This is a genomic window from Agromyces humatus (genome assembly GCF_021228295.1).
Classification (GTDB): Bacteria; Actinomycetota; Actinomycetes; order Actinomycetales; family Microbacteriaceae; genus Agromyces; species Agromyces humatus.
Genome location: NZ_JAJQPD010000002.1, coordinates 115,316 through 138,454, shown reverse-complemented (window position 1 = coordinate 138,454; position 23,139 = coordinate 115,316). Strand labels below are relative to the sequence as shown.

Below are 23,139 nucleotides of genomic sequence, written 5' to 3'. Positions count from 1 at the left end.
CGATCAGGCGTCGATGCGGTCGCGCTCGAGGGTGTCGGAACTCTCGATGATGAATTCCTTGCGCGGGGCGACCTCGTTGCCCATCAACAGCTCGAACACACGCCCAGCGCCCTCGGCGTCCCCGATGCCGACTCGGCGCAGGGTTCGCTGCCGACGATCCATCGTGGTCGTTGCGAGTTGGTCGGCGTCCATCTCACCGAGACCCTTGTACCGCTGGATCGGATCCTGGTAGCGCTTCTTCTGACGATCGAGCGCGGTGAGCACGCCGTGAAGCTCAGCCTCGGAGTAGGTGTAGATCGTCTCGTTCGGCTTCGAGCCCGGGTTCATCACCACCACGCGGTGCAGCGGCGGCACCGCAGCGAACACCCGGCCCTCTTCGATCATCGGGCGCATGTACCGGAAGAACAGCGTGAGCAGCAGGGTGCGGATATGCGCGCCGTCGACGTCTGCGTCGGCCATGAGGATGACCTTGCCATAGCGAGCCTGCGAGATGTCGAAGCTGCGGCCCGAGCCCGCCCCGATGACCTGGATGATGGAGGCGCACTCTGCGTTGCCGAGCATGTCGGCCACACTCGCCTTCTGCACGTTGAGGATCTTGCCGCGAATGGGCAGCAGCGCCTGGTGCTCGCTGTCACGGGCGAGCTTCGCCGTGCCCAGCGCGGAATCGCCTTCGACGATGAAGAGCTCGCTATGGGCGACGTCGTTCGACCGGCAGTCGACGAGCTTCGCGGGCAGCGATGAACTCTCGAGCGCGTTCTTGCGCCGTTGAGTCTCTTTGTGGGCGCGCGCAGAGATGCGCGATTTCATCTCGGCGACGACCTTGTCGAGCAGCAGCGACGACTGCGCCTTGTCGTCGCGCTTCGTCGAGGTGAAGCGCGCACTGAGCTCTTTGGTGAGCACGTTCGACACGATGTTGCGCACGGCCGGCGTGCCGAGCACTTCTTTCGTCTGGCCCTCGAACTGCGGTTCGGGCAGCCGCACCGTGATGACTGCCGTGAGGCCCGCGAGCACGTCGTCCTTCTCGAGCTTGTCGTTCCCGGCCTTCAGCCGACGAGAGTTCTGCTCGACCTGCTGGCGCAGGAATTTCAGCAGCCCCTGGTCGAACCCGGTTTGGTGGGTTCCGCCCTTGGGCGTGGCGATGATGTTCACGAACGAGCGCACGACCGTGTCGTAGCCGGTGCCCCACCGCAACGCGATGTCGACCTGGCATTCGCGCGACAGCTCGGTGGGAACCATTGCGCCGCCGTCAGTGAGCACCGGCACCGTCTCGGTGAACGTGCCGGTGCCGGTGAGCCGCCAGATGTCGGTGATCGGCGCGTCGGTCGCGAGATGCTCGGCGAACTCCGAGATGCCGCCTTCGAACTGGAACGAGGTCGTGTGCGCCACCGTGCCGCGCTCGTCGGTGACGTCGATCGCGAGTCCGGGTACGAGGAATGCCGTCTGTCGCGCTCGGCCGAGCAGTTCGTCGGTCTGAAACTCGGCACCCTTCGTGAAGATCTGGCGATCGGCCCAGTACCTGATGCGCGTGCCGGTGACCCCCTTCGCGACCTTGCCGACGACGCGGAGCTCGCTGCGCTCTTCGAACGGGGTGAACGGCGCGTCGGGCGACGGAGCGCCGGAGTCGGCGAACACACCCGGCTCACCCCGGTGGAACGACATCGCCCACGTCTTGCCGTTGCGGTCGACTTCGACGTCGAGGCGCTCGGAGAGCGCGTTGACGACGGATGCCCCGACACCGTGCAGTCCGCCGGAGGCCGCATATGAACCCGAGCCGAACTTGCCGCCCGCGTGCAGCTTCGTGAACACGACTTCGACACCCGAGAGCCCTGTCTTCGGCTCGATGTCCACTGGGATGCCACGCGCGCGGTCGCGCACCTCGACGCTGCCGTCGGGGTGCAGGGTCACCCCGATCTCGCCGCCGTGGCCGGCGAGCGCCTCATCGACCGAGTTGTCGATGATCTCCCAGAGGCAGTGCATGAGGCCGCGGGAGTCGGTCGAACCGATGTACATGCCGGGCCGCTTGCGCACGGCCTCGAGGCCCTCGAGCACGGAGAGATGGCGGGCGGAATAGTCGGAGCTCACGTCGGTAAAGCCTAGTTCGCGCGAGCGGCACCGGCGCGCAGGCGCTACGCGCTGAGCGAAATGCCCGGCCCGCAGGAAGGTCTCGGCTCCTGTCCGTGTTTACATTGATGAACGGACGTCGAGCTGAGCACGAAGGAGGAGCCCATGACCCAGTCCACCGAGACCACCGGTGCGGTCGATGAACTCGAGACCCCTTACGAGCTCACTGCCCTCGATCGGTGCGACGCCTGCGGCGCGCAGGCCTACATCCGTGTGGTCGTCGCGAGCGGCGAGTTGCTGTTCTGCGCCCACCACGGTCGCAAGCACCAGGAGAAGCTCTCGCAGATCGCGCACAGCTGGCACGACGAATCGAGTCGTCTGCTCTCCGACAGCCGCGACTGACGACCCCATCGACCACTGAGTGAACGCCCCTGGGATTCCCGGGGGCGTTCGTCGTGAGGCAAAGCCCGCGGTCATCCAGCCGCCCGTTTTGCGGCCTGCGGGCGATCACCTCTACGCTGCTGACAATGACGCTCGCACATGACATCGCCGGCGACGGGCCGTGCGTGATCCTGCTCCACTCCTCGGTCTGCGATCGCCGGATGTGGGACCCGCAATGGCACGTCCTCGTCGACGCGGGGTTCCGGGTCATCCGGCCCGACTTCCGCGGGTACGGCGAGACACCGGCACCGATGTCGGACTACGACGAGGCTCGCGACATCCGTGATCTCCTCGACCTGCTCGGAATCGAACGCGCCGCCTTCGTCGGATCGTCGTTCGGCGGGCGCGTCGCGCAGGAGTTCGCGGCGCGCTGGCCGTCGCGTGTGACACGTCTCGTCCTCCTGTGCCCGGCGACCCGGCTGCTCGCGCCCACCGACGATCTGCGGGCATTCGGCGCCGCGGAGGATGCGTTGCTCGAGGCCGGTGACATCGACGGTGCGGTCGACCTGAACGTGCGCACCTGGGTCGGTCCTAGGGCGGGCGATTCCGTCCGGGATTCCGTGGCACGGATGCAGCGGCGTGCGTTCGACGTGCAGCTGGCTGCGCCGGATGCCGCCGCCGATCGCGACGATTTCGACCTGCGACAGGTGAGCGCTCCGACGATGGTGATCTCAGGCGGGCACGATCTCGATGGCATGCAGAGGGCTGCCGAGTTCCTCACCGCGCGCATCGAGGGGGCCGTGCAACGGCAGCTCGACTGGGCCGGCCATCTGCCGAGCCTCGAGGACCCCGAGCGAGTGAACCCGCTGCTGATCGACTTCCTGGGTGCGCCGGCGTCGATCTGAGATCGATCGAGGCCTGACGTCGCGACGATCAGCCGATCGGTTCCGCGGCGGATGCCGCGACGCGCGCTGCGGCGAGTTGCGCCTCGCGGGCGGCGTCGGCATACCCGTCGACGACCGCCGCGCGCTCCCCCGGCTGGTACGCGAGGCCCGCGCGGTCGGCTGCGATGCCGAGCAACGCATCGGCGAATGCCGGATTCTTCGCCAGCACGGGCCCGTGGAGGTGCGTGCCCATGACCGATCCCATGACGACGCCCTCTTGGCCCGAGTCGCGGCCGTTGCCGCTGCCGGCGCGAACGCGACCGAGAGGGGAGCCCTCGGCGCCGACGTAGTCGCGCGCGTGGTTCTCGAACCCGACGAGGGTGCCGAACCGAGCGGTGGCGACCACGAGGTCGCCGGTCATTCGCGAAGCACGGGGCACCGCTCGGCCGGGAAGGATGCCGAGGCCCTCGACGACAGGCCCGCCACGGCGCTCGACGCCCCAGCTGAGGAGCTCCCACCCGGTGCCGACCGCCAGGATCGGCACGCCATCGGTGCCCCACGTTCGCAGATCGTCGTGGAACTCCATGAGCGCAGCACGCGCCGCATCGAGTGACGAGTCGTCACCGGACCCGAGCACGATGGCGTCGACCCGCGCGGGCAGATCGCTGCGACGCTCGACGGGAACGACCGCGGCATCGAGCCCGGCCCATCGGGCACGGGCCGCGAGCACGGCGGCGTTCTCGGCGTCGCCGTTGGTGTTCTGCAGGCTGGGCAGCAGCGAGACGATGGTGAGGGTCATTCCGCTCCAGTGAGTCCGAGGTGCGCTCGAGTGCGTCGCATCGAGTCGGCGGAGAACACGATGGTCTTCACACCCGATACGGGTGCGGGCGCTGCCAGGAAGTCGTCGAGCGCCCGACCGAGGTCGGGTTCGACCCGATCGATCTCGACACCGTCGTACGCGAGCATGAGCGCCGCCTCGGCAGCCTTGGAACCGCTGACGATCGAGACGCGACCGAGCGTCGAGGCATCGGTGGGCCAGAAGTACGAAGGGTCGCGAACGTCGGCGCCGATCGCGAAGAGGATCTGCTCGGTGCCCGGCGCGATCGAATCGACGTTGAGCTGGTAGCTCGCGGGGTTCTGCACAAGCACGAACTCGACGTCGTGTCCTCTCACGGCCACTCGCTCGCCGCGCCCGAAGACCGCCGGGATCTCGCTCAGCGCGCGCGCCGCGGCCGTTGGCGAGAAGCGCTGCCCCAGGACGGCTCGAGCCGTCGAGTACGCGGCGGCGGCATCGAGGGCGTAGTGGGTTCCGCGCGCCGGCAGGCCGATCGAGACGGATGTCCCGCCGTCGTCGAGCACCGCCTCGGCGCCGTCGACCGTGGTCACGCGAACGCCGGTGCCGTCGGCGAGACGTTCGGGCGACGTCTCGGTGTAGCCGAGACCTCGGGGAGAGGCGTCGAGCACGGCCTGCGAGACGCCGAAACGGTGCACCGCGACATCCGATCGCAGTTGTGCGGCGAGGCGTTCGAGGTTGGCATCGTCGGCGTTCACGACCACGGCCTCGTGGGCTTGCACGGCGATGCGTGCGAGCATTCCCGCGACCATGTCGGAGTCGTGGAACCGGTCGATCTGGTCGACCATCACGTTCGTGAGCGCGACGACGCGAGCGTCGACGCCCTGCATGACCAGGGCACCGTGTCCTTCGTCCATCTCGAGGACGGCGACATCGCCGGGCACGCGCCCCTGCCAGTCGGCGCGTTCGAGGAGCGCCGAGGTGAGGCCCTGGCTGATGTTCGCCGTCGACGGGTTCGTGAACACGTCGATGCCGTGGGCACGCAGGACGGCGACCAGCATCTTCGTGGTCGTCGACTTGCCACTCGACCCCGAGACCACGACGAGACCCTGCGGGAAGCCCGACAGGGTGCGCTTGAGGTACCCGGGCGCGATCCGGTTGACGATGAGGCCGGGAATCGCGGATCCGCCGCCGGGCTTGCGCAGCCGGGCGGCGAATCTGACGAACCTGCCGACGAGGATCGCCGGCGCGTAACGCACCTGCGGCCTACTCGAGGTAGTCGCGCAGCGACTGCGATCGGGACGGGTGGCGGAGCTTCGCCATCGTCTTGGACTCGATCTGGCGGATCCGCTCGCGGGTCACCCCGAAGGTGTCACCGATCTGGTCGAGCGTCTTCGGCATGCCGTCGCCGAGGCCGAACCGCATGCGGATGACGCCTGCCTCGCGTTCGCTCAGTGAGTCGAGCAGCGACTCGAGCTGCTTCTGCAGCATCGTGAAGCCCACCGCGTCGGCCGGAACGACCGCCTCGGTGTCTTCGATCAGGTCACCGAACTCGCTGTCGCCGTCTTCACCGAGCGGAGTGTGCAGCGAAATCGGCTCGCGGCCGTACTTCTGCACCTCGATGACCTTCTCGGGGGTCATGTCGAGTTCGCGGCTCAGCTCTTCGGGCGTGGGCTCGCGACCGAGGTCCTGCAGCATCTGGCGCTGCACTCGGGCGAGCTTGTTGATGACCTCGACCATGTGCACCGGGATGCGGATGGTGCGAGCCTGGTCGGCCATGGCGCGGGTGATCGCCTGCCGGATCCACCACGTCGCGTAGGTCGAGAACTTGAACCCCTTGGTGTAGTCGAACTTCTCGACCGCACGGATGAGGCCCAGGTTGCCCTCTTGGATGAGGTCGAGGAACTGCATGCCGCGACCGGTGTAGCGCTTCGCGAGCGAGACCACGAGGCGCAGGTTCGCGCCGAGCAGGTGGCTCTTGGCACGCTGGCCGTCTTTCGCGACCCACTGCAGCTCGCGACCGAGCTGCGACCGCTTCTCTGCGTCGGACATCGCCGACAGCTTCTCCTCGGCGAAGAGACCCGCCTCGATGCGCATCGCGAGTTCGACTTCTTCGGCTGCGTTCAGCAGCGCGACCTTGCCGATCTGCTTGAGGTAGTCCTTGACCGGGTCGGCAGTGGCACCGGTGATCGCCGCCGAGTAGACCGGCACTTCGTCTTCGTCGTCGACGGCGCGCAGCACGAGCGCGCCGGTCGGGTGCGGCTCGACCGGGATCGGCTTGGTGTGGTCGTCGTCGGAGGCTGCGTCGTTTGCCGCATCTGCGGCGTCGACAGCGACCTCTTCGACCGCGACCTCCTCGAGCTCTGCCGGGTCGACCTCATCGCCGTCTTCGTCGGACCCGGACTTGCCTGCGGCCTTCGTGCGCGGCTTCGCAGCGCCCTTCGCCGTACCCGTGCGCGGCGCCTTCGCTGCGGGGGTGGCCTTCGCAGGCGTGGTCTTCGCCGTCGACTTGGCGGTCGTCGCCTTCGCAGGCGCCTTGGGTGCCGTCGACTTCGGGGCGGCCGACTTCGCGGCAGTCGGGCGCTTCGCGGCAGGCTTCTCAGCCTCGCTTGCCGTCTGCGCCTGCGCCTTCGTCGTTGCCATTCGTTGAACCTCTCCTACCGTCGCGCGGCGTTCGCCCTCTCGGGCGGCGGCTCATGCGGTCGGTCCGTCGTTTTCGGACACTATGAGGACCCATGTCAAGTCCGCGAGATCGGTGCGATGATGTTCGCACCCGCGAACCCGAACGGGTCCTGGCCTCCAGTATACAGCCCCGGACCCCCGTGAGCGCACGTCAGACGCCGCGTCGCCTCAGGTATTGACAACGCAGGAACGGCGACGGCCATTCCCGTGGCGGATCGGCCCGTGCCGGATCAGCCCTTCGGCCCTTCGTCGTCGCGCGTGCGACGGAAGGCGAGGAACTTCTCGAGCTCGGCGGCGATCTCATCGGCCGACGGCAGTTCACCATCTTCATCGGTGAGCGGCGACCGCAGCGTCGTGCCCTCCATGTAGGCGTCGTGGCGCTCCTCGAGCGTGTGCACGAGTTTCGCGAGCTCGCCGTTCTCGGCGACCTGTTCGTCGATGCGCGCCACGAAATCGCGACCCTGTTCACGCAGCGCATCCGTGGGGAAGATGCGCCCCGTCGACGCACTGATCGCCTCGAGTGCCGCGACCGCGGCCGAGGGGAACTCGGCATCGTTGAGGTAGTGCGGGATCAGCAGGACGAACCCGGTGGTCGACTGGCCGAGCTCGTGCAGCCGGAACTCCAGCAGGTGCAGCACGTTCGACGGCACCTGCGTGGTCGGCCGCCAGACCGACATCTGCTCGATGAGCTCGTGGCGGTTGCCGCTCACCGTCACGCTGATCGGCCGGGTGTGCGGAACCGGCATCGGGATCGCATTGATCCAGGTCGTCGACGAGACCTGGAGCTCTTCGACGAGGGCCAGCACGGCCGAGGTGAACTGCTCCCACCGGAAGTCGGGCTCGAACCCGGTCAGCAGCAGGAACGGCTGCCCCAGTTCGTCGCGCGCGAGGTCGAGCGCGAGTCGCGGGGGCGTGTACTCGGTGAGGTGGTCTCCCTCGAACAGGATGATCGGACGCCGAGCGCGATAGTCGAGGAGTTCGTCGACGTCGAACGTGGCGACCACCGTCGTGTCGAGCGTCGCACGAAGGTACTCGGTCGTCTGCGCGACCGCACCGCCGGCGTCGGCGAATCCCGTGAGTCCGGCGACGAGCGGAAGGCCGGGCGGCACCGAGACATCCGGATTCAGCTCGTAGAGGGAACGGGAATCGCGCATGATTCCAGCCTAGTGACGCTGGATCCCGCGACCGGCGGCACCGGGGGCGGCACGATGATGCCGAGAGCGAACACGTACGATCGCAGTCATGACCGTTCCCTCGCTCACCGTCACCCCATCCCCCGCCGCCGAGTCCGACGCAGACGTCGTCCTGCTCGCCGCGCGGAAGGGCGCAGACGGGCCCGAACTGCTCGCCGCCGACGGATTCGAGTGGATTGCGCCGCACCTCGCGACGTTGGGCGCCACGGGTGCCGCCGAGGAACTCACCCGCCTGCCCGGCACCGGAAGCGGACCGCGCGTCGTCGCCGTCGCCGGCGTCGGAGAGCGAGCGGATGTCGCGAGCCTCCGTGTCGCCGCAGGAGCCGCGGTGCGGCGATTCACCGACACCGCGTCCGTCGCGATCGCCGTGCCGACCGACGATGTCGAGGCTGCGGCCGCGCTGCTCGAGGGCGCCGCGCTCGGAGCGTACGCCTATGACGAGTACCGCACCGACCCGAAGCCGTCGGTGACCCGCATCGACCTGCACACCGACTTCACGACCGACCGCGTCGGACTCGAGCGGGTTCGTGCCGTCGTGGCCGCCGTCGCGCGGACGAAGGACCTCGTCAATGCGTCACCCGCGGAACTGTTCCCCGAGAGCTTCGCCGACATCGCCGTGAAGCTCGCCACCGCGGCCGGTGCGACGACCCGGGTCTGGGACGAAGCTGCACTCGAGGCCGACGGATTCGGCGGCATCCTCGGAGTGGGGCAGGGCTCGAGTCGTGGACCGCGGCTCGTGCGCCTCGAATGGGCGCCGGAGGGGGCATCCGTGCACCTCGCGCTCATCGGAAAGGGGATCACCTTCGATTCCGGCGGACTGTCGCTGAAGCCGATGGCATCGATGGTCGGGATGAAGACCGACATGGCGGGCGCGGCGGCGGTGCTCGCGACGATCGTCGCGCTGGCCGAGCTCGGGGTACCCATTCGGGTCTCAGGGTGGCTCTGCCTCGCCGAGAACATGCCGTCGGGCACGGCGACCCGCCCGAACGACGTGCTTCGCATCCGCGGCGGCAAGACCGTCGAGGTCGTCAACACCGACGCCGAGGGCCGGCTCGTCCTCGCCGACGCCCTCGTCGCCGCGAGCGAGGAGCAGCCCGACGCGATCATCGACGTGGCGACCCTCACAGGCGCCCAGGTCGTCGCGCTCGGTCACCGCATCGCCGGGGTCATGGGCGAAGATGAGCTGGTTGCCGAAGTGCGCGCCGCGGCCGACGCCGTCGATGAAGCGACCTGGCCGATGCCGTTGCCCGGCAACCTGCTGCCCCTCCTCAAGTCCGATGTCGCCGACTTCGCGAACACGAAGCTCGGCATGACCGTGCCCGGCATGCTGCTCGCAGGGGTCTTCCTGCAGCAGTTCGTCGGCACCCGCGAGGGCGCCGACACGCGCATCCCGTGGGCGCACATCGACATCGCAGGCCCGGCCCACAACTCGGGCGCGGGCTGGGGATTCACGGGGTCGGGGGCCACCGGCGCCGCGGTGCGCACCCTCGTTCGCCTGGGCGAGCAGCTCGCCGCAGGGTAGTAAGGTCATATGGGCGAGAACGTCGCCCATACGCCTGCCGCGGCAACGAGCCGCCGGCAGTCCGTGTCGCTGATCAGGTGCGCAAGGGAGATTGCGGTTGTCCGAGCAGAACTTTGACATTGTCGTCCTGGGCGGCGGAAGCGCGGGTTATGCCGCGGCCATCCGCGCCGTCGAACTCGGCCTCACGGCCGTGGTGATCGAGAAGGACAAGCTGGGCGGCACGTGTCTGCACCGAGGCTGCATCCCGACCAAGGCGCTGCTGCATGCCGCCGAGGTCGCCGAGGTCTCGAAGGACGCTGCGAAGTACGGCATCAAGGCCGCGTTCGAGGGCATCGACATGAACGCCGTCTCCGCCTACCGCGAGGGCATCGTCGCGAGCAAGTGGAAGGGCCTGCAGGGTCTGCTGAAGGCGCGCGGCATCCCCGTCGTGGAAGGCGAGGGCCGACTCGTCGCCGCGAACACCGTGCAGGTCGGCGACGACCGCTACGTCGGCAAGAACGTCGTGCTCGCCACGGGCTCCTACTCCAAGTCCCTTCCCGGTCTCGAGATCGGCGGACGCGTGATCACGAGCGAGCAGGCACTCGAGCTCGACTTCGTGCCCAAGAAGGTCGCTGTACTCGGCGGCGGCGTCATCGGCGTCGAGTTCGCGAGCGTCTGGCGCTCATTCGGGGCAGAGGTGACCATCATCGAGGCGCTCCCCCACCTGGTCCCGAACGAAGAGGAGTCGATCTCCAAGCAGCTCGAGCGCGCCTTCCGCAAGCGCGGCATCGACTTCTCGCTCGGTGTGCGGTTCCAGAGCGTCAGCCAGAACGACCAGGGCGTCGTCGTGACCCTCGAGAACGGCCAGACCCACGAGGCCGAGCTGCTGCTCGTCGCGGTCGGCCGCGGCCCGGTCACGCAGAACCTCGGTTATGAAGAGGCCGGCGTGACCCTCGACCGAGGCTTCGTGCCCACCAACGAGCGTCTCCAGACGAACCTGCCCGGCGTCTATGCCGTCGGCGACATCGTCCCCGGCCTGCAGCTCGCGCACCGCAGCTACCAGCAGGGCATCTTCGTCGCCGAAGAGATCGCCGGACTCAACCCGATCATCGTCGAAGACGTCAACATCCCGAAGATCACCTATTGCGAGCCCGAGATCGCGTCGGTCGGCTACACCGAGGCGAAGGCCGCCGAGAAGTTCGGCGCCGACCAGGTCAGCGCTTACGACTACAACCTCGCCGGCAACGGCAAGAGCAGCATCCTCGGAACGAGCGGATCGATCAAGGTGGTCCGAGTCAACGACGGTCCGATCGTCGGCGTGCACATCATCGCCGGGCGTGCGGGCGAGCTCATCGCCGAGGCGCAGCTCGCGGTCAACTGGGAGGCCTACCCCGAAGACATCGCCCCCTTCATCCACGCTCACCCGACCCAGGGCGAGGCGTTCGGTGAGGCCGTGTTGAAGCTCGCCGGCAAGCCACTCCACGCGATCTGATCCACCGCCCCCCAACCATGACTGCAATAAGCTAGAACGCGTTCCACGCTGTGAAGGAGACAAGCGCATGAGCGAATCCGTCAGCCTCCCGGCACTCGGTGAGAGTGTCACTGAAGGCACGGTCACCCGCTGGCTGAAGAATGTCGGCGACCGTGTCGAGGTCGACGAGCCGCTGCTCGAGGTCTCGACCGACAAGGTCGACACCGAGATCCCGTCGCCGGTTGCGGGGGTCATCGAGGCGATCCTCGTCCAAGAGGACGAGACTGTCGAAGTCGGCACCGCCCTCGTGACGATCGGTGACGGCTCCGGAGCCGCTGCCGCGCCCGAGGCTGCACCACAGGCCGAGGCTGCGCCCGCTGCACCCGCTCCCGAGGCCGCCGCGCCAACTGAACCTGCTCCCGAGCCTGTCGCCGCACCCGCTCCCGAGCCTGTCGCCGCACCCGCTCCCGAGCCTGTCGCCGCACCCGCTCCCGCTGCTGCCCCGGCCGCTCCCGCACCTGAGCCGGCTGCGGCACCCGCTGCCGCACCTGCTCCTGCTGCCGCACCTGCTCCTGCTGCCGCACCTGCTCCTGCTGCCGCACCTGCTCCTGCTGCCGCACCTGCTCCTGCTGCCGCACCTGCTCCTGCTGCCGCGTCCGGCTCGCACGCCGGGCCCTCGGGATACGTCACCCCGATCGTTCGCAAGCTCGCGAACGAGCAGGGCATCGACCTCGCGAGTGTCACCGGCACGGGTGTCGGCGGTCGCATCCGCAAGCAGGACGTCATCTCGGCCCAGTCCGCTCCCGCGGCGGCCGCTCCGGCCGCGCGTCAGCCGCTCGAGCCGTCGCCGCTGCGCGGCACGACGGTGCCGATGACGCGTCTGCGCAAGGTCGTGGCAGAGCGCGCCGTCGTCTCGATGACCTCGACCGCACAGCTGACGACCGTCGTCGAAGTCGATGTCACCCGTGTCGCTCGCCTTCGCGACACCGTGAAGGCGGACTTCCTCGCCAAGACCGGCAACAAGCTCTCGTTCCTGCCGTTCTTCGCGATGGCCGCTGCCGAGGCGCTGCAGGCGTATCCGATCATCAATTCGACGGTCGACGGCGACAGCATCGTCTACCCGGCAAGCGAGAACATGAGCATCGCGGTCGACACCGAGCGCGGTCTGCTGACGCCGGTCATCCGCAACTCGGCCGAGCTCGACCTCGCTGGCCTCGCGGCGCAGATCGCCGACTTGGCCGATCGCACGCGGAACAACCAGCTCAAGCCCGATGAGCTCTCGGGCGGAACGTTCACGCTCACGAACACCGGTTCGCGCGGCGCGCTCTTCGACACACCGGTCGTGTTCCTGCCGCAGTCGGCCATCCTCGGTACCGGAACCGTCGTCAAGCGGGCGGTCGTCGTCAGCCAGGACGGCTCCGACGCGATCGCCGTGCGTTCGATGGTCTACCTCGCGCTGTCGTACGACCACCGCATCATCGACGGTGCCGACGCGGCCCGCTTCCTGACGGCGGTCAAGGAGCGCCTCGAAGAGGGCGCGTTCGAAGGCGACCTCGGCATCTAGTCGAACAGCTCGCGCAATCGCCAGCCGGCCTCGCTCCTCATCACGAGGAGCGAGGCCGGTTCGCGTTGGGCGTCAGCGTACGGAACGGTGAGCAGCACCGCCGAACCCATCTCGGCGCTGACGGCGACCGCATCGAGCGCGAATGCATCGAGGGGCACCGCTGAACCCGACCGCGCCTGCGCCAACAGGTCGAGATCGGCACGCTCCATCGCCGAATCGGGTTGCACCACCTGCGCAAGACAGGCCTGGTCGAGCGTTGCAAGGCAACTGGCGCGCAGCTCGAGCAGATGCACCGCCGCGCTCACCACGTCGAGATCGGGTTCCGCTTCGGCGTCGTCGGGCGTCGTCGGCTCGTCGGTCGCAGCCGAAGGCTGCGGAGTCGTCGAGGGAACCGGAACCACGGGATCGGAGTGCGCCGTCGTCTCCCGTTCAGCTGCGGTACCGTCGCCGGCCGGAGCCGGCGGAACGAGCGTGAGCAGGAGGACGAGCGCGGAAGCGCCGACCAGTCCGCCGATGAACAGGGGGCGACGACTGCCGGTCAGTCGTCTCCTCAGCCGCCCGACGAGGGTCGCCGCGTGGTCGTGATCGGCCATCTCGGCGACGCGGTCGACGGACGGCACCGACAGCGGCAGTTGGGCGATCTCGGCGAGGCCGGCGAGCATCCCTCGCCGGCCGCGCCGAGGTCCGGCATCGTCGGTATCTGCTTCGGCGACCGGCATCTGCGGTGCCGTCATTCGGCCCGGGAGCGCCGTCGGTCGCTGACGCACCGACACGCCGGCGATCGGGGTCGGTGTCGCGGCGTCGAAGAGCGCCCGTTCGACCGCACGCTCGCAAGGCACGAAAGGTCGCGTCGCGAGCGCCGCCCCGAGGATCTCGAGCGCGTCATCGAAGACTCCCGCCGGCTTCGTCGCCTGCACCACGACGCCGATGAGTTCGGCGAGCACCTCGTGGCCCGTGCGCAGCAGGTCGGTGCGTGAGGCCTGGTGCGCGTGTTGCGGCATCCGCTGCAGCGCACCGAGTCCGATGAGGCGCGGACGCCCCGTGCCGTCGATGATCACGTCGTTGGCCGACAGCCGCGTGTGCACGAAACCGGACTCGGCGAGTTCTGCAACGGCGACGACGATGGGAGCGAGGATCGTCACCGCCTCGCCGGGATCGAGCGATCGCCCCACGAGCAGGCTCGCCAGCGTCGGCCCCGGCATCCGCTCGACGGCAAGGCAGCAGCGGCCGTCGTCGAGCGCAGCGACGTCGTAGAGTGCTGGCAGCGACGGCGAGGTGGCGGCGGCCATCGCTTCGATCTCGATGGCGACCGACTCCCCCGGCACGCTCGACGCGTAGACCCGAACGGCGACGAGCGACGCGACCTCAGCGTCGTCGTTCTCGGAGCGGTCGACGGTGGCGAGGTAGACGTCGGCTCGATCACCGGTGGCGATGCGCCGCAGGAGCCGGTAGCCCGCCACGCTCCGCTCCATCGTGGTCGTGGTCGCCGACTGCTCGGGCGTGGCGTGGTTCGCCTCGGCCGCAGCAGCCGCAGCAGGTCGGTTCGTTCGGCGCATGGTCCGATCCTGCGGCTCGAGCGGCCGCCACGGTCTCACCCTCGATCGCCATGTGGAGGTACCGACGACGTGCACGAGTGGGGAGGACGAGTCACCTAGACTGGCCGAATGCTCGACATCGTCGTCACGGGGCTAAGCGCCAACTCCGTGCCGTATATCGAGGGTCTCGACCTTCAGCGCGCCGTCCATCGCGCGGTCGTCGCGGGCGAACGCCCCGACACCGTACTCCTCCTGGAGCACCACTCCGTCTACACCGCCGGCAAGCGCACTGCGCCCGACGAGCGGCCGACCGACGGAACCCCGGTCATCGACGTCGACCGCGGCGGCAAGATCACCTGGCACGGTCCCGGCCAATTGGTCGGTTACCCGATCCTCCGTCTGCCTGAGCCCGTCGACGTCGTCGGCTACGTGCGTCGACTCGAGGGCATCCTCATCGACGTGCTCGCCGAGGTCGGTGTCGACGGGCGAAGGGTCGACGGTCGATCCGGTGTGTGGGTGGGGAGTCCGGGCTTCGAGAACAAGATCGCCGCGATCGGCATCCGCGTCGCCGACGGCGTCACGATGCACGGCTTCGCACTCAACTGCAGCAACTCGCTCGAACCCTACGACAGGATCGTCGCCTGCGGTATTCGCGACGCCGGAATCACGACGATCAGTCGCGAGGTCGGCCGCGAGGTGACTCCCGAAGACCTCGTCGATCCGATCACGCGCCGATTCCGCGCCGCGGCCGACGACGCGGTCGCCGCATGAGCACCGCACCCGAGGGGCGCCGCATGCTTCGCCTCGAAGTCCGCAATGCCCAGACGCCTATCGAACGCAAGCCGGAGTGGATCAAGACCCGGGCGAGGATGGGTCCCGAGTACCGTGCCCTGCAGTCGCTCGTGAAGAGCGAAGAACTGCATACGGTCTGCCAAGAGGCCGGATGTCCCAACATCTACGAGTGCTGGGAGGACCGCGAGGCGACGTTCCTCATCGGCGGCTCGCAGTGCACGCGCCGCTGCGACTTCTGCCAGATCGACACCGGCAAGCCGGCCGACTACGACGTCGACGAGCCGCGGCGGGTCGCGGAGTCGGTCGCGCGCATGCAGCTGCGGTACTCGACGGTCACGGGCGTCGCCCGCGACGACCTGCCCGACGAGGGCGCGTGGCTGTACGCCGAGACGATCCGAGAGATCCACCGGCAATCGCCCGGTACCGGAGTGGAGATCCTGGTCCCCGACTTCTCGGGAAATCCCGACCACCTCGCGGAGGTCTTCTCCGCGCGACCCGAGGTCTTCGCGCACAACGTCGAGACGGTGCCTCGCATCTTCAAGCGCATCCGTCCTGCGTTCCGCTACGAGCGCTCGCTCGACGTGCTCACGCAGGGCCGCGATTCGGGGCTGATCACGAAGTCGAACCTCATCCTCGGGATGGGCGAGGAGCGCGCCGAGATCTCGCAGGCGCTGCGTGACCTGCATGGAGCCGGCACCGACATCATCACCATCACCCAGTACCTTCGGCCGAGCCCACGACACCTCCCCGTCGACCGTTGGGTGCACCCCGAGGAGTTCGTGGAACTCAAGGCCGAGGCCGAGGAGATCGGCTTCCTGGGCGTGCTCGCCGGCCCGCTCGTTCGTTCGTCCTATCGCGCGGGCCGGCTTTGGGCGCAATCGATGCAGGCCAAGGGACGCCAGCTCCCCGACGAGCTCGCGCACCTCGCCGACGCCTCGCTGGGGTTCGCGCAGGCCGTCGGCTGAACCCCGCCCCGGTCGGCTCGGATCGCGTGCGCTCACACGTTCCGAGCCGGCCTCGCTCGCCGGTATCCTAGACACCATGGCACGTACGAAGGACGCATCGAAGGCTCAGAAGGAGCCCGGCCGCTTCAAGCAGATGTGGCAGGTCTTCCAGATGACCCGCCGATACGATCCGAGGGCGCAATGGCTCATGCTCGCCGTCTTCCTCGCACCCGTGCTCGTCGGTGTGGGACTCGGAATCTGGTTCGGCGAGGGCAACGGCTTCACGATCGCACTCTGGGTGATCGCCGGCGTGCTCGCGGGTCTGCTCCTGGCCCTCGTGGTGCTCGGCCGACGGGCCGAGCGTGCCGCGTACTCGCAGATCGAGGGTCAGCCCGGCGCCGTCGGTGCGGTGCTGCGCAGCGGCCTGCGGGGCGGCTGGGTCGGCAACGAGATGCCGATCGCCGTGAACGGCAAGACGCAAGACGCGGTGTATCGCGCAGTGGGTCGTGGCGGTGTCGCCCTCATCAGCGAGGGTCCCGTCTCACGCACGCAGCGAATGCTCGACGACGAGATGCGCAAGGTCCAGCGCGTGCTGCCGAACGTGCCGATCTCGCTCATCTCGGTCGGAACCGACGAAGGTTCGATCGAGCTCCACCGACTCCCCCGCGCACTGCGCTCCACGAAGAAGGCGCTGACGAAGCCCGAGGTGCTGGCAGTGTCGAACCGCCTCAACTCACTGCAGACGCAGCTTCCGATCCCGAAGGGCATCGACCCGATGAAGGTCCGCCCCCAGCGCGGCAAGGCCCGCTGATCCGAATCGTCCCGCACGCGGCATCCGTCTTCGAATTCGATCGACGGACGCCGCGTCGCCGTCTACGCGCGGATCAGCACCGTGCCGGCGAGCTTGTCGTGGAACCCGCGCTGGTCGGAGTCCCACACGAGGGCGGGCACGACGAGCACCAGCAGCACCGTGCGCACGATGGGCCGCCACGGTCCGACCCAGCCGCCGGTGACCGGCACGACGTGCATGCCGAGCAACCGGTGGCCGATGCTGCCGCCGATGGTCGGGATGAACACGATCTGCAGCACGGCGAAGACGAGCGGCGTCACCCAGGTGTAGGCGGCCGACTCGTAGGGGGTGAACAGGAGGGCGATGAGCATCGCGCTCGCCCAGTCGATGAGCAGCGCGGCGATGCGTCGCCCTGCACGCGCGACCGAGCCGGTGCCCTGATCGGGCAGCCCGAGTCGCTCGCCCGGATATCGACTCGGCTCGAGATCTCCAGACGTCTGGGCGGTGGATCGAGGCATCCGACGAGTCTATCGACTCGCACCGGGCGTAACATTGCCGAAACATTCCGGTCATGGTCGGGAAACGGCGTGAGGATAGCGTCGCTCGTGGCTGTGAACGTCCGTTCGGCCCACCCGCCTGCCCCGATGGAGATTTCGTCACATGTTCAGTGATTCGTCCGAAGTGCTCAAGTTCATCAAGGAGACGGATGTCAAGTTCCTCGACATCCGCTTCACCGACCTCCCGGGCGTGCAGCAGCACTTCAACATCCCGGCGTCGACGGTCGACGAAGAGTTCTTCACCGTCGGCCAGCTCTTCGACGGCTCGTCGATCCGCGGCTTCGCCAACATCCACGAATCCGACATGCAGCTCATCCCCGACGTGTCCACGGCGTACGTCGACCCGTTCCGCGCCGAACGCACGTTGATCATGGTCTTCGACATCTACAATCCGCGCAATGGCGAGATCTACTCGAAGGACCCGCGACAGGTCGCGAAGAAGGCCGAGAAGTACCTCGCCTCGACCGGCATCGCCGACACCGCGTTCTTCGCCCCCGAGGCCGAGTTCTACATCTTCGACGACGTCCGCTACGAGGTGAACCAGCACTCGAGCTTCTACACCGTCGACTCCGAAGAGGGCGCCTGGAACTCGGGCCGCGCCGAAGAGGGCGGCAACCTCGGCAACAAGACCCCCTACAAGGGCGGCTACTTCCCCGTCTCGCCCGTCGACAAGCAGGCCGACCTGCGCGACGACATCTCGCTGAAGCTCATCGACGCCGGCCTCATCCTCGAGCGCGCGCACCACGAGGTGGGCACCGGCGGCCAGGCCGAGATCAACTATCGCTTCGACACGATGGTCTCCGCAGCCGACGACATCCTGAAGTTCAAGTACATCGTCAAGAACACGGCCGACCAGTGGGGCAAGACGGCCACGTTCATGCCGAAGCCGCTGTTCGGCGACAACGGATCGGGCATGCACACGCACCAGTCGCTGTGGAACGAGGGCAAGCCGCTGTTCTACGACGAGGCCGGCTACGGCGGACTGTCGGACGTCGCGCGCTGGTACATCGGCGGCCTGCTCAAGCACGCTCCCGCAGTGCTCGCGTTCACGAACCCCACCGTCAACTCGTACCACCGCCTCGTGCCCGGCTTCGAGGCCCCGGTGAACCTGGTCTACTCGGCGGGCAACCGTTCGGCGTCGATCCGCATCCCGATCACCGGCACGAACCCCAAGGCCAAGCGCATCGAGTTCCGGGCCCCCGACGCTTCGGGCAACCCGTACCTCGCGTTCGCCGCCCAGCTGATGGCGGGCATCGACGGCATCCGCAACCGCATCGAGCCGCACGAGCCGGTCGACAAGGACCTCTACGAGCTTCCGCCCGAGGAGGCCAAGTCGATCCCGCAGGTGCCCGGATCGCTCGGCGAGGCACTCGAGGCCCTCGAGGCCGACCACGACTTCCTCCTCGAGGGCGGCGTGTTCACCAAGGAGCTCATCGAAACCTGGATCGACTACAAGCGCGAGAAGGAGCTGAAGCCCCTCGCTCAGCGTCCGCACCCGTTCGAGTTCGAGCTCTACTACGGAGTCTGACCCCGAGCCCTGCAGTCCCCCGCTGCAGTTCCCCAGACGGGCCCGCACCGCTTCGGCGGGCGGGCCCGTTCTGTGCGTCAGCCGGTCGTCGGCGTGCGCTGCGGTTCGAGGCCGTAGAAGCCGCGCTCGAACACCGCTCGCGCCCGCCGCGTGACCTGCAGGTAGTCGTGCTCGAGCTGTGCGGCCGAGCCCGGCGGGTACCCCATGATGCGGGCGACGCCCTCGAGCTGCGAACGCTCGACCGGGAGCACGTCGGTGGTGCGGTCGAGCCAGAGCGTCAGAGCCGATCGGGCACGCGAGGTGAACACCCACGCCGCGCGAAGCACCTCTGCGTCAGACGGGTCGACGAGCCCGTGCGCGGCAGCTGCCTGCAGCGCGTCGAGCGTCGATGTCGTGCGCAGGTCGGCGACGGATGCACCGTGCTTCAGTTGCTCGAGCTGCACGAACCATTCGACGTCGGAGAGCGAGCCTCGACCGAGCTTCAGGTGTCGGGTCGGGTCGGCTGCTTGCGGCAGCCGCTCGTTCTCGACACGGGCCTTGATTCGCTTGACCTCGCGCACGTCCTGGTCGGAGATGCGCTCGGGGTAGCGCACGGAGTCGGCAAGCTCGGTGAAGTCGGCGATGAGCGCGGGGTCGCCTGCGATGGCGCGCGCGCGCAGCAGGGCCTGCGCCTCCCAGGTGAGCGACCAGCGAGCGTAGTAGGCACGGTAGGCGTCGAGCGACCGGGCGACGACGCCGTTGCGGCCCTCGGGGCGAAGGTCGGCGTCGAGTTCGAACGGGAGCCGCGCGTCTTCGCTCAGTCGCACGAGTTCGGCGACGATCTTCAGTGCACGGCGATGCGCGGCATCGGCATCGGCGTCGGCATCGGCATCGATCGGACGGTAGACGTAGATGATGTCGGCGTCCGAGCCGATGCCGAGCTCGCGGCCGCCGAGCCGCCCCATGCCGACGACGGCGAACTCGATGCCGTCGGGCTCGTCGCCGCGGATCGCCTCGACCAGAGCGGCGATGTGGTTCGCCGTGAGGTCGCTGAGCCCGTGGCCGAGTTCTTCGACCGTGCAGACGTCGAGGATCGCGGCCAGCGACAGCCGCAACACCTCTCGTCGCCGCATCGCGCGGAAGATCTTCGCGGCATCATCAGCGTCACCGTGTCGACTGAGCACGGCACGCGACTCGTCTTCGAGCGAGGAGAGCGATCTCGGCCGCAGCTCGTCGACATCTTCGAGCCAAGCCACCGCCTCGGGCGCGCGCTCGAGCAGGGCTGCCGCGAACCGTGAACCCGAGAGCACGCGCGTGAGCCGAAGCGCCGCGTCGGATGAGTCGCGCAGGAGGCGCAGGTACCAGTGCGTGGTGCCGAGCGTGTCGCTCAGCCGACGGAAGGACAGCAGGCCGAAGTCGGGGTCGGTGCCGTCGGCGAACCACGAGATCAGCACGGGCATGAGGTGTCGCTGGATCGCCGCGCGCCGGGTCACCCCGGCGGTCAGCGCGGCGATGTGCGCGAGGGCGCCGCGGGGGTCCCGGAAACCGATCGCCGCGAGCCGCGCCTCGGCCTGCTCGCTCGTGAGTTCGAGGCCCGACGCGGGGAGGGCGGCGACCGCCGACAGCAGGGGCCGATAGAACAGCCGCTCGTGCAACCCGCGCACTCGTTGACGGGTCGTCTGCCAGGCGGCTTGAAGCTCACCGGCGTTGCGCCCGAGGCCTGACGACCTGGCGAGGACGCGAAGGCTGCGCTCATCACGCGGCATGAGGTGCGTACGGCGGAGCCGGTCGAGTTGCATGCGATGTTCGAGCACTCGGAGGACGCGATAGTCGCGCGCGAACTCGGCGGCCTCTTCACGGCCGACGTAGCTGCGCTCGGCGAGTGCCGAGAGCGCGGCGAGCGTGCCAGGCTGGTGGATCGCGTCATCGGACGCCCCGTGGACCAGCTGCAGCAGTTGCACCGTGAACTCGATGTCGCGAAGCCCTCCGGGCCCGAGCTTGATCTGCACGTCGACCTCGTCGGCGGGGATGTGCGCGGTGACCCGCTCACGCATGCGCTGCACCGACTCGACGAAGCCCTCGCGACTCGAGCTCGACCACACCTTCGGCGCCACGCCGGCCGCGTAGCGTGCTCCGAGCTCCTGATCGCCGGCGAGGGGGCGTGCCTTGAGCAGCGCCTGGAACTCCCAGCTCTTCGCCCACCGGTCGTAGTACTGCAGGTGCGACTCGAGGGTGCGCACGAGCGCACCGTCTTTGCCCTCAGGCCGCAGGTTCGGATCGACTTCCCAGAGCGGCGGCTCGATGCCGGCCTCGGCGATGAGCCGCATCGTCGTCATCGCGAGCCGCGTGGCGATGTCGAGGGCCCGGGGTGTGCCGACGACGTCCTCGTCGGCTGATTCCGCCACGAAGATGACGTCGACGTCGCTGACGTAGTTGAGCTCGCGTGCGCCGGCCTTGCCCATGCCGATGATCGCGAGTCGGGTGGCCGCGACCTCATCGGCCGGGAAGGTGGCATGGGTGGCCGGGGTGCCGTCGGCCCGGCCGACCACTCGGCGGGCAGCGATGAGCGCCGCATCGAGGGCGGCGCCCGCGAGGTCGGCGAGTCCGGAGCCGATCGTGTCGACGACGTCGACCGCGTCGGCACGCGTGAGGTCGTACAACGCGATGCCGGCGAGGAGCCGCCGATAGCGTACGCGGATGCGGGTCGCCGCATCGGCGGGATCGAGCGCGCCGGGCTCGCCGTCATCGTCGAGCGATGCCAGGAGCGCGACGCGGGCGTCATCGACGCCGAGCGGCGGGGCCGGCACCTCTTGGAAGAGCGCGACCTGCGAGGGATGACGCAGCAGGAAGTCGCCCAGTCCACGCGAAGCCCCCAGGAGGCGGGACATCCGCTGGGCCGACGCATCGTGCGCGAGCACGGCGGCGACCTCGGCCGGAGCCCGGTCGTGCAGGCGCTGCACGGCGATGAGCGCCTCATCGGGGTCGGCCGCGACACTGAACGCCTCGAGGAGCCACTCGGGCGCGAGGCCCGTGCCGGCGGTGAGCGCCTCGATGCCGGCCGCGGCCCGATCGAGTTCATCGAACCCCGCCCGGGCCAGGCGGGCGAGGGTCGGAGCCTTTCGGGTCATCGCCGCGCGGTCAGAGGATCTCGAGGTTCCGCTGCAACTCGAACGGCGTCACCTGCGATCGGTAGTCGCGCCACTCGGCCCGCTTGTTCGCGAGCACGTAGTTGAACACCTGCTCGCCGAGCGTTTCGGCCACCAGTTCTGAGGTCTCCATGTACTCGATCGCGTGGTCGAGACTCGCCGGGAGCGGGCTGTAGCCGAGGGCGCGGCGCTCGCTGTCGGTCAGCGCCCACACGTCGTCTTCGGCCTCGGGCGGCAGCTCGTAGCCCTCTTCGATGCCCTTCATTCCCGCGGCGAGCAGCAGCGAGAACGCGAGATACGGGTTCGCGGCCGAGTCGATCGCGCGATACTCGACCCGAGCGCTCTGGCCCTTGTTGGGCTTGTAGAGCGGCACGCGCACGAGGGCCGAGCGGTTGTTGTGACCCCAGCAGATGAAGCTCGGCGCCTCGTCGCCACCCCACAGCCGCTTGTAGGAGTTCACGAACTGGTTCGTGACCGCCGAGATCTCGTTGGCGTGCCTCAGCAGGCCTGCGATGAACTGTCGGCCGATCTTCGACAGCTGGTACTGGGCCCCCGGCTCGTAGAACGCGTTCGCGTCGCCCTCGAAGAGGGACAGGTGGGTGTGCATGCCGCTGCCCGGGTATTGCGAGAAGGGCTTCGGCATGAACGTCGCGTAGACGCCCTGCTCGATCGCAACCTCTTTCACCACCGTTCGGAACGTCATGATGTTGTCGGCAGTGGTGAGGGCGTCAGCATATCGCAGATCGATCTCGTTCTGGCCCGGACCTGCCTCGTGGTGGCTGAACTCCACCGAGATTCCGAGGTCTTCGAGCATGCGCACCGATCGGCGGCGGAAATCGTGCGCCGTACCGCCCGGGACGTTGTCGAAGTAGCCGGCCGAGTCGACCGGCTGGGGCCCGTCTTCACCGTACTTCGACGAGCGCAGCAGGTAGAACTCGATCTCGGGGTGCGTGTAGAAGGTGAACCCGCGATCGGCCGCGCGCGCGAGGGTGCGCTTGAGCACGTTGCGGGGATCGGCGACCGCAGGCACACCGTCGGGCGTGGTGATGTCGCAGAACATGCGCCCCGTGGGGTCGATGTCGCCGCGCCAGGGCAGCGTCTGGAAAGTCGACGGGTCGGGGAAGGCGAGCAGGTCGGACTCGAAGGTTCGGCTGAGTCCTTCGATCGCCGACCCGTCGAAGCCGATGCCCTCGGTGAACGCGCCCTCGACCTCGGCCGGCGCGATCGCCACCGATTTCAGGGTGCCGACGACATCGGTGAACCAGAGCCTGACGAACTTCACGCTCCGCTCCTCGATCGTGCGAAGAACGAAGTCACGCTGCTTATCCATCCACACCC

Annotated in this window: 18 protein-coding genes; 9 read left to right on the top strand and 9 right to left on the bottom strand. The window is 68.5% G+C overall.

Annotation, left to right across the window (positions count from 1 at the left end; genetic code table 11):
* Positions 1 to 3: 3 nt before the first annotated feature.
* Complete coding sequence (locus LSF15_RS03265) at positions 4 to 2,082, bottom strand: DNA gyrase/topoisomerase IV subunit B (protein WP_232497097.1); 2,079 nt, start codon at positions 2,080 to 2,082, stop codon at positions 4 to 6.
* A gap of 144 nt (positions 2,083 to 2,226) precedes the next feature.
* Here LSF15_RS03265 and LSF15_RS03260 point away from each other — a divergent pair, with 144 nt between their 5' ends.
* Entirely contained in the window at positions 2,227 to 2,463 is a 237-nt protein-coding gene (locus LSF15_RS03260) for a DUF7455 domain-containing protein (RefSeq protein WP_232497096.1), read from the top strand.
* A 125-nt stretch (positions 2,464 to 2,588) separates the two neighbouring features.
* Entirely contained in the window at positions 2,589 to 3,347 is a 759-nt protein-coding gene (locus tag LSF15_RS03255; protein ID WP_232497095.1) for an alpha/beta fold hydrolase, read from the top strand.
* Positions 3,348 to 3,375: 28 nt separating this feature from the next.
* Here LSF15_RS03255 and LSF15_RS03250 read toward each other — a convergent pair whose 3' ends face one another.
* The 4 genes from LSF15_RS03250 to LSF15_RS03235 all read right to left on the bottom strand — a co-directional run bounded on the left by LSF15_RS03250 (position 3,376) and on the right by LSF15_RS03235 (position 7,955).
* Positions 3,376 to 4,125 carry a type 1 glutamine amidotransferase gene (locus LSF15_RS03250; protein ID WP_232497094.1) on the bottom strand — a complete coding sequence of 250 codons (750 nt, stop codon included), beginning with the start codon at positions 4,123 to 4,125 and terminating at the stop codon, positions 3,376 to 3,378.
* Positions 4,122 to 5,378 carry a Mur ligase family protein gene (locus LSF15_RS03245; RefSeq protein WP_232497093.1) on the bottom strand — a complete coding sequence of 419 codons (1,257 nt, stop codon included), beginning with the start codon at positions 5,376 to 5,378 and terminating at the stop codon, positions 4,122 to 4,124. The genes LSF15_RS03250 and LSF15_RS03245 overlap by 4 nt, the downstream gene beginning before the upstream one ends.
* A gap of 7 nt (positions 5,379 to 5,385) precedes the next feature.
* Positions 5,386 to 6,762, bottom strand: a complete 1,377-nt coding sequence (locus LSF15_RS03240; protein WP_232497092.1) for an RNA polymerase sigma factor — start codon at positions 6,760 to 6,762, stop codon at positions 5,386 to 5,388.
* 269 nt (positions 6,763 to 7,031) lie between these two features.
* Positions 7,032 to 7,955 carry a proteasome assembly chaperone family protein gene (locus tag LSF15_RS03235; RefSeq protein WP_232497091.1) on the bottom strand — a complete coding sequence of 308 codons (924 nt, stop codon included), beginning with the start codon at positions 7,953 to 7,955 and terminating at the stop codon, positions 7,032 to 7,034.
* 88 nt (positions 7,956 to 8,043) lie between these two features.
* Between LSF15_RS03235 and LSF15_RS03230 the strand changes: the two genes are divergently transcribed.
* The 3 genes from LSF15_RS03230 (at position 8,044) to sucB (ending at position 12,530) form a co-directional block, all read left to right on the top strand.
* Positions 8,044 to 9,516, top strand: coding sequence for a leucyl aminopeptidase (locus LSF15_RS03230; protein ID WP_232497090.1), 1,473 nt, complete (start codon positions 8,044 to 8,046; stop codon positions 9,514 to 9,516).
* Positions 9,517 to 9,613: 97 nt separating this feature from the next.
* On the top strand, positions 9,614 to 10,987 hold the full coding sequence (lpdA, locus tag LSF15_RS03225) for a dihydrolipoyl dehydrogenase (protein WP_232497089.1): 1,374 nt from the start codon (positions 9,614 to 9,616) through the stop codon (positions 10,985 to 10,987).
* Positions 10,988 to 11,054: 67 nt separating this feature from the next.
* The gene (gene sucB, locus LSF15_RS03220) at positions 11,055 to 12,530 is read left to right on the top strand and encodes a 2-oxoglutarate dehydrogenase, E2 component, dihydrolipoamide succinyltransferase (RefSeq protein ID WP_232497088.1); all 1,476 of its coding nucleotides are present in this window, start codon (positions 11,055 to 11,057) and stop codon (positions 12,528 to 12,530) included.
* On the opposite strand, the gene LSF15_RS03215 is transcribed toward sucB, so the two are convergent.
* The gene (locus tag LSF15_RS03215) at positions 12,527 to 14,086 is read right to left on the bottom strand and encodes a protein kinase (RefSeq protein ID WP_232497087.1); all 1,560 of its coding nucleotides are present in this window, start codon (positions 14,084 to 14,086) and stop codon (positions 12,527 to 12,529) included. The two genes, sucB and LSF15_RS03215, sit on opposite strands and share 4 nt — an antisense overlap.
* 108 nt (positions 14,087 to 14,194) lie before the next feature.
* Between LSF15_RS03215 and lipB the strand changes: the two genes are divergently transcribed.
* The 3 genes from lipB to LSF15_RS03200 all read left to right on the top strand — a co-directional run bounded on the left by lipB (position 14,195) and on the right by LSF15_RS03200 (position 16,612).
* Entirely contained in the window at positions 14,195 to 14,836 is a 642-nt protein-coding gene (lipB, locus tag LSF15_RS03210; protein WP_232497086.1) for a lipoyl(octanoyl) transferase LipB, read from the top strand.
* Complete coding sequence (gene lipA / locus LSF15_RS03205; protein ID WP_232497085.1) at positions 14,833 to 15,822, top strand: lipoyl synthase; 990 nt, start codon at positions 14,833 to 14,835, stop codon at positions 15,820 to 15,822. Before lipB ends, lipA begins: the two co-directional genes overlap by 4 nt.
* 76 nt (positions 15,823 to 15,898) lie before the next feature.
* Positions 15,899 to 16,612, top strand: coding sequence for a DUF4191 domain-containing protein (locus tag LSF15_RS03200; protein ID WP_232497084.1), 714 nt, complete (start codon positions 15,899 to 15,901; stop codon positions 16,610 to 16,612).
* Between the two features lie 62 nt (positions 16,613 to 16,674).
* Here the strand turns inward: LSF15_RS03200 and LSF15_RS03195 are convergent, their stop codons facing one another.
* Positions 16,675 to 17,109 carry an RDD family protein gene (locus LSF15_RS03195; RefSeq protein ID WP_232497083.1) on the bottom strand — a complete coding sequence of 145 codons (435 nt, stop codon included), beginning with the start codon at positions 17,107 to 17,109 and terminating at the stop codon, positions 16,675 to 16,677.
* 142 nt (positions 17,110 to 17,251) lie between these two features.
* Here LSF15_RS03195 and glnA point away from each other — a divergent pair, with 142 nt between their 5' ends.
* Positions 17,252 to 18,676, top strand: a complete 1,425-nt coding sequence (gene glnA, locus LSF15_RS03190; protein WP_232497082.1) for a type I glutamate--ammonia ligase — start codon at positions 17,252 to 17,254, stop codon at positions 18,674 to 18,676.
* A gap of 77 nt (positions 18,677 to 18,753) precedes the next feature.
* Here glnA and LSF15_RS03185 read toward each other — a convergent pair whose 3' ends face one another.
* The gene (locus LSF15_RS03185) at positions 18,754 to 21,783 is read right to left on the bottom strand and encodes a bifunctional [glutamine synthetase] adenylyltransferase/[glutamine synthetase]-adenylyl-L-tyrosine phosphorylase (RefSeq protein WP_232497081.1); all 3,030 of its coding nucleotides are present in this window, start codon (positions 21,781 to 21,783) and stop codon (positions 18,754 to 18,756) included.
* 10 nt (positions 21,784 to 21,793) lie between these two features.
* Entirely contained in the window at positions 21,794 to 23,131 is a 1,338-nt protein-coding gene (locus LSF15_RS03180) for a glutamine synthetase family protein (protein WP_232497080.1), read from the bottom strand.
* Positions 23,132 to 23,139: the final 8 nt, after the last annotated feature.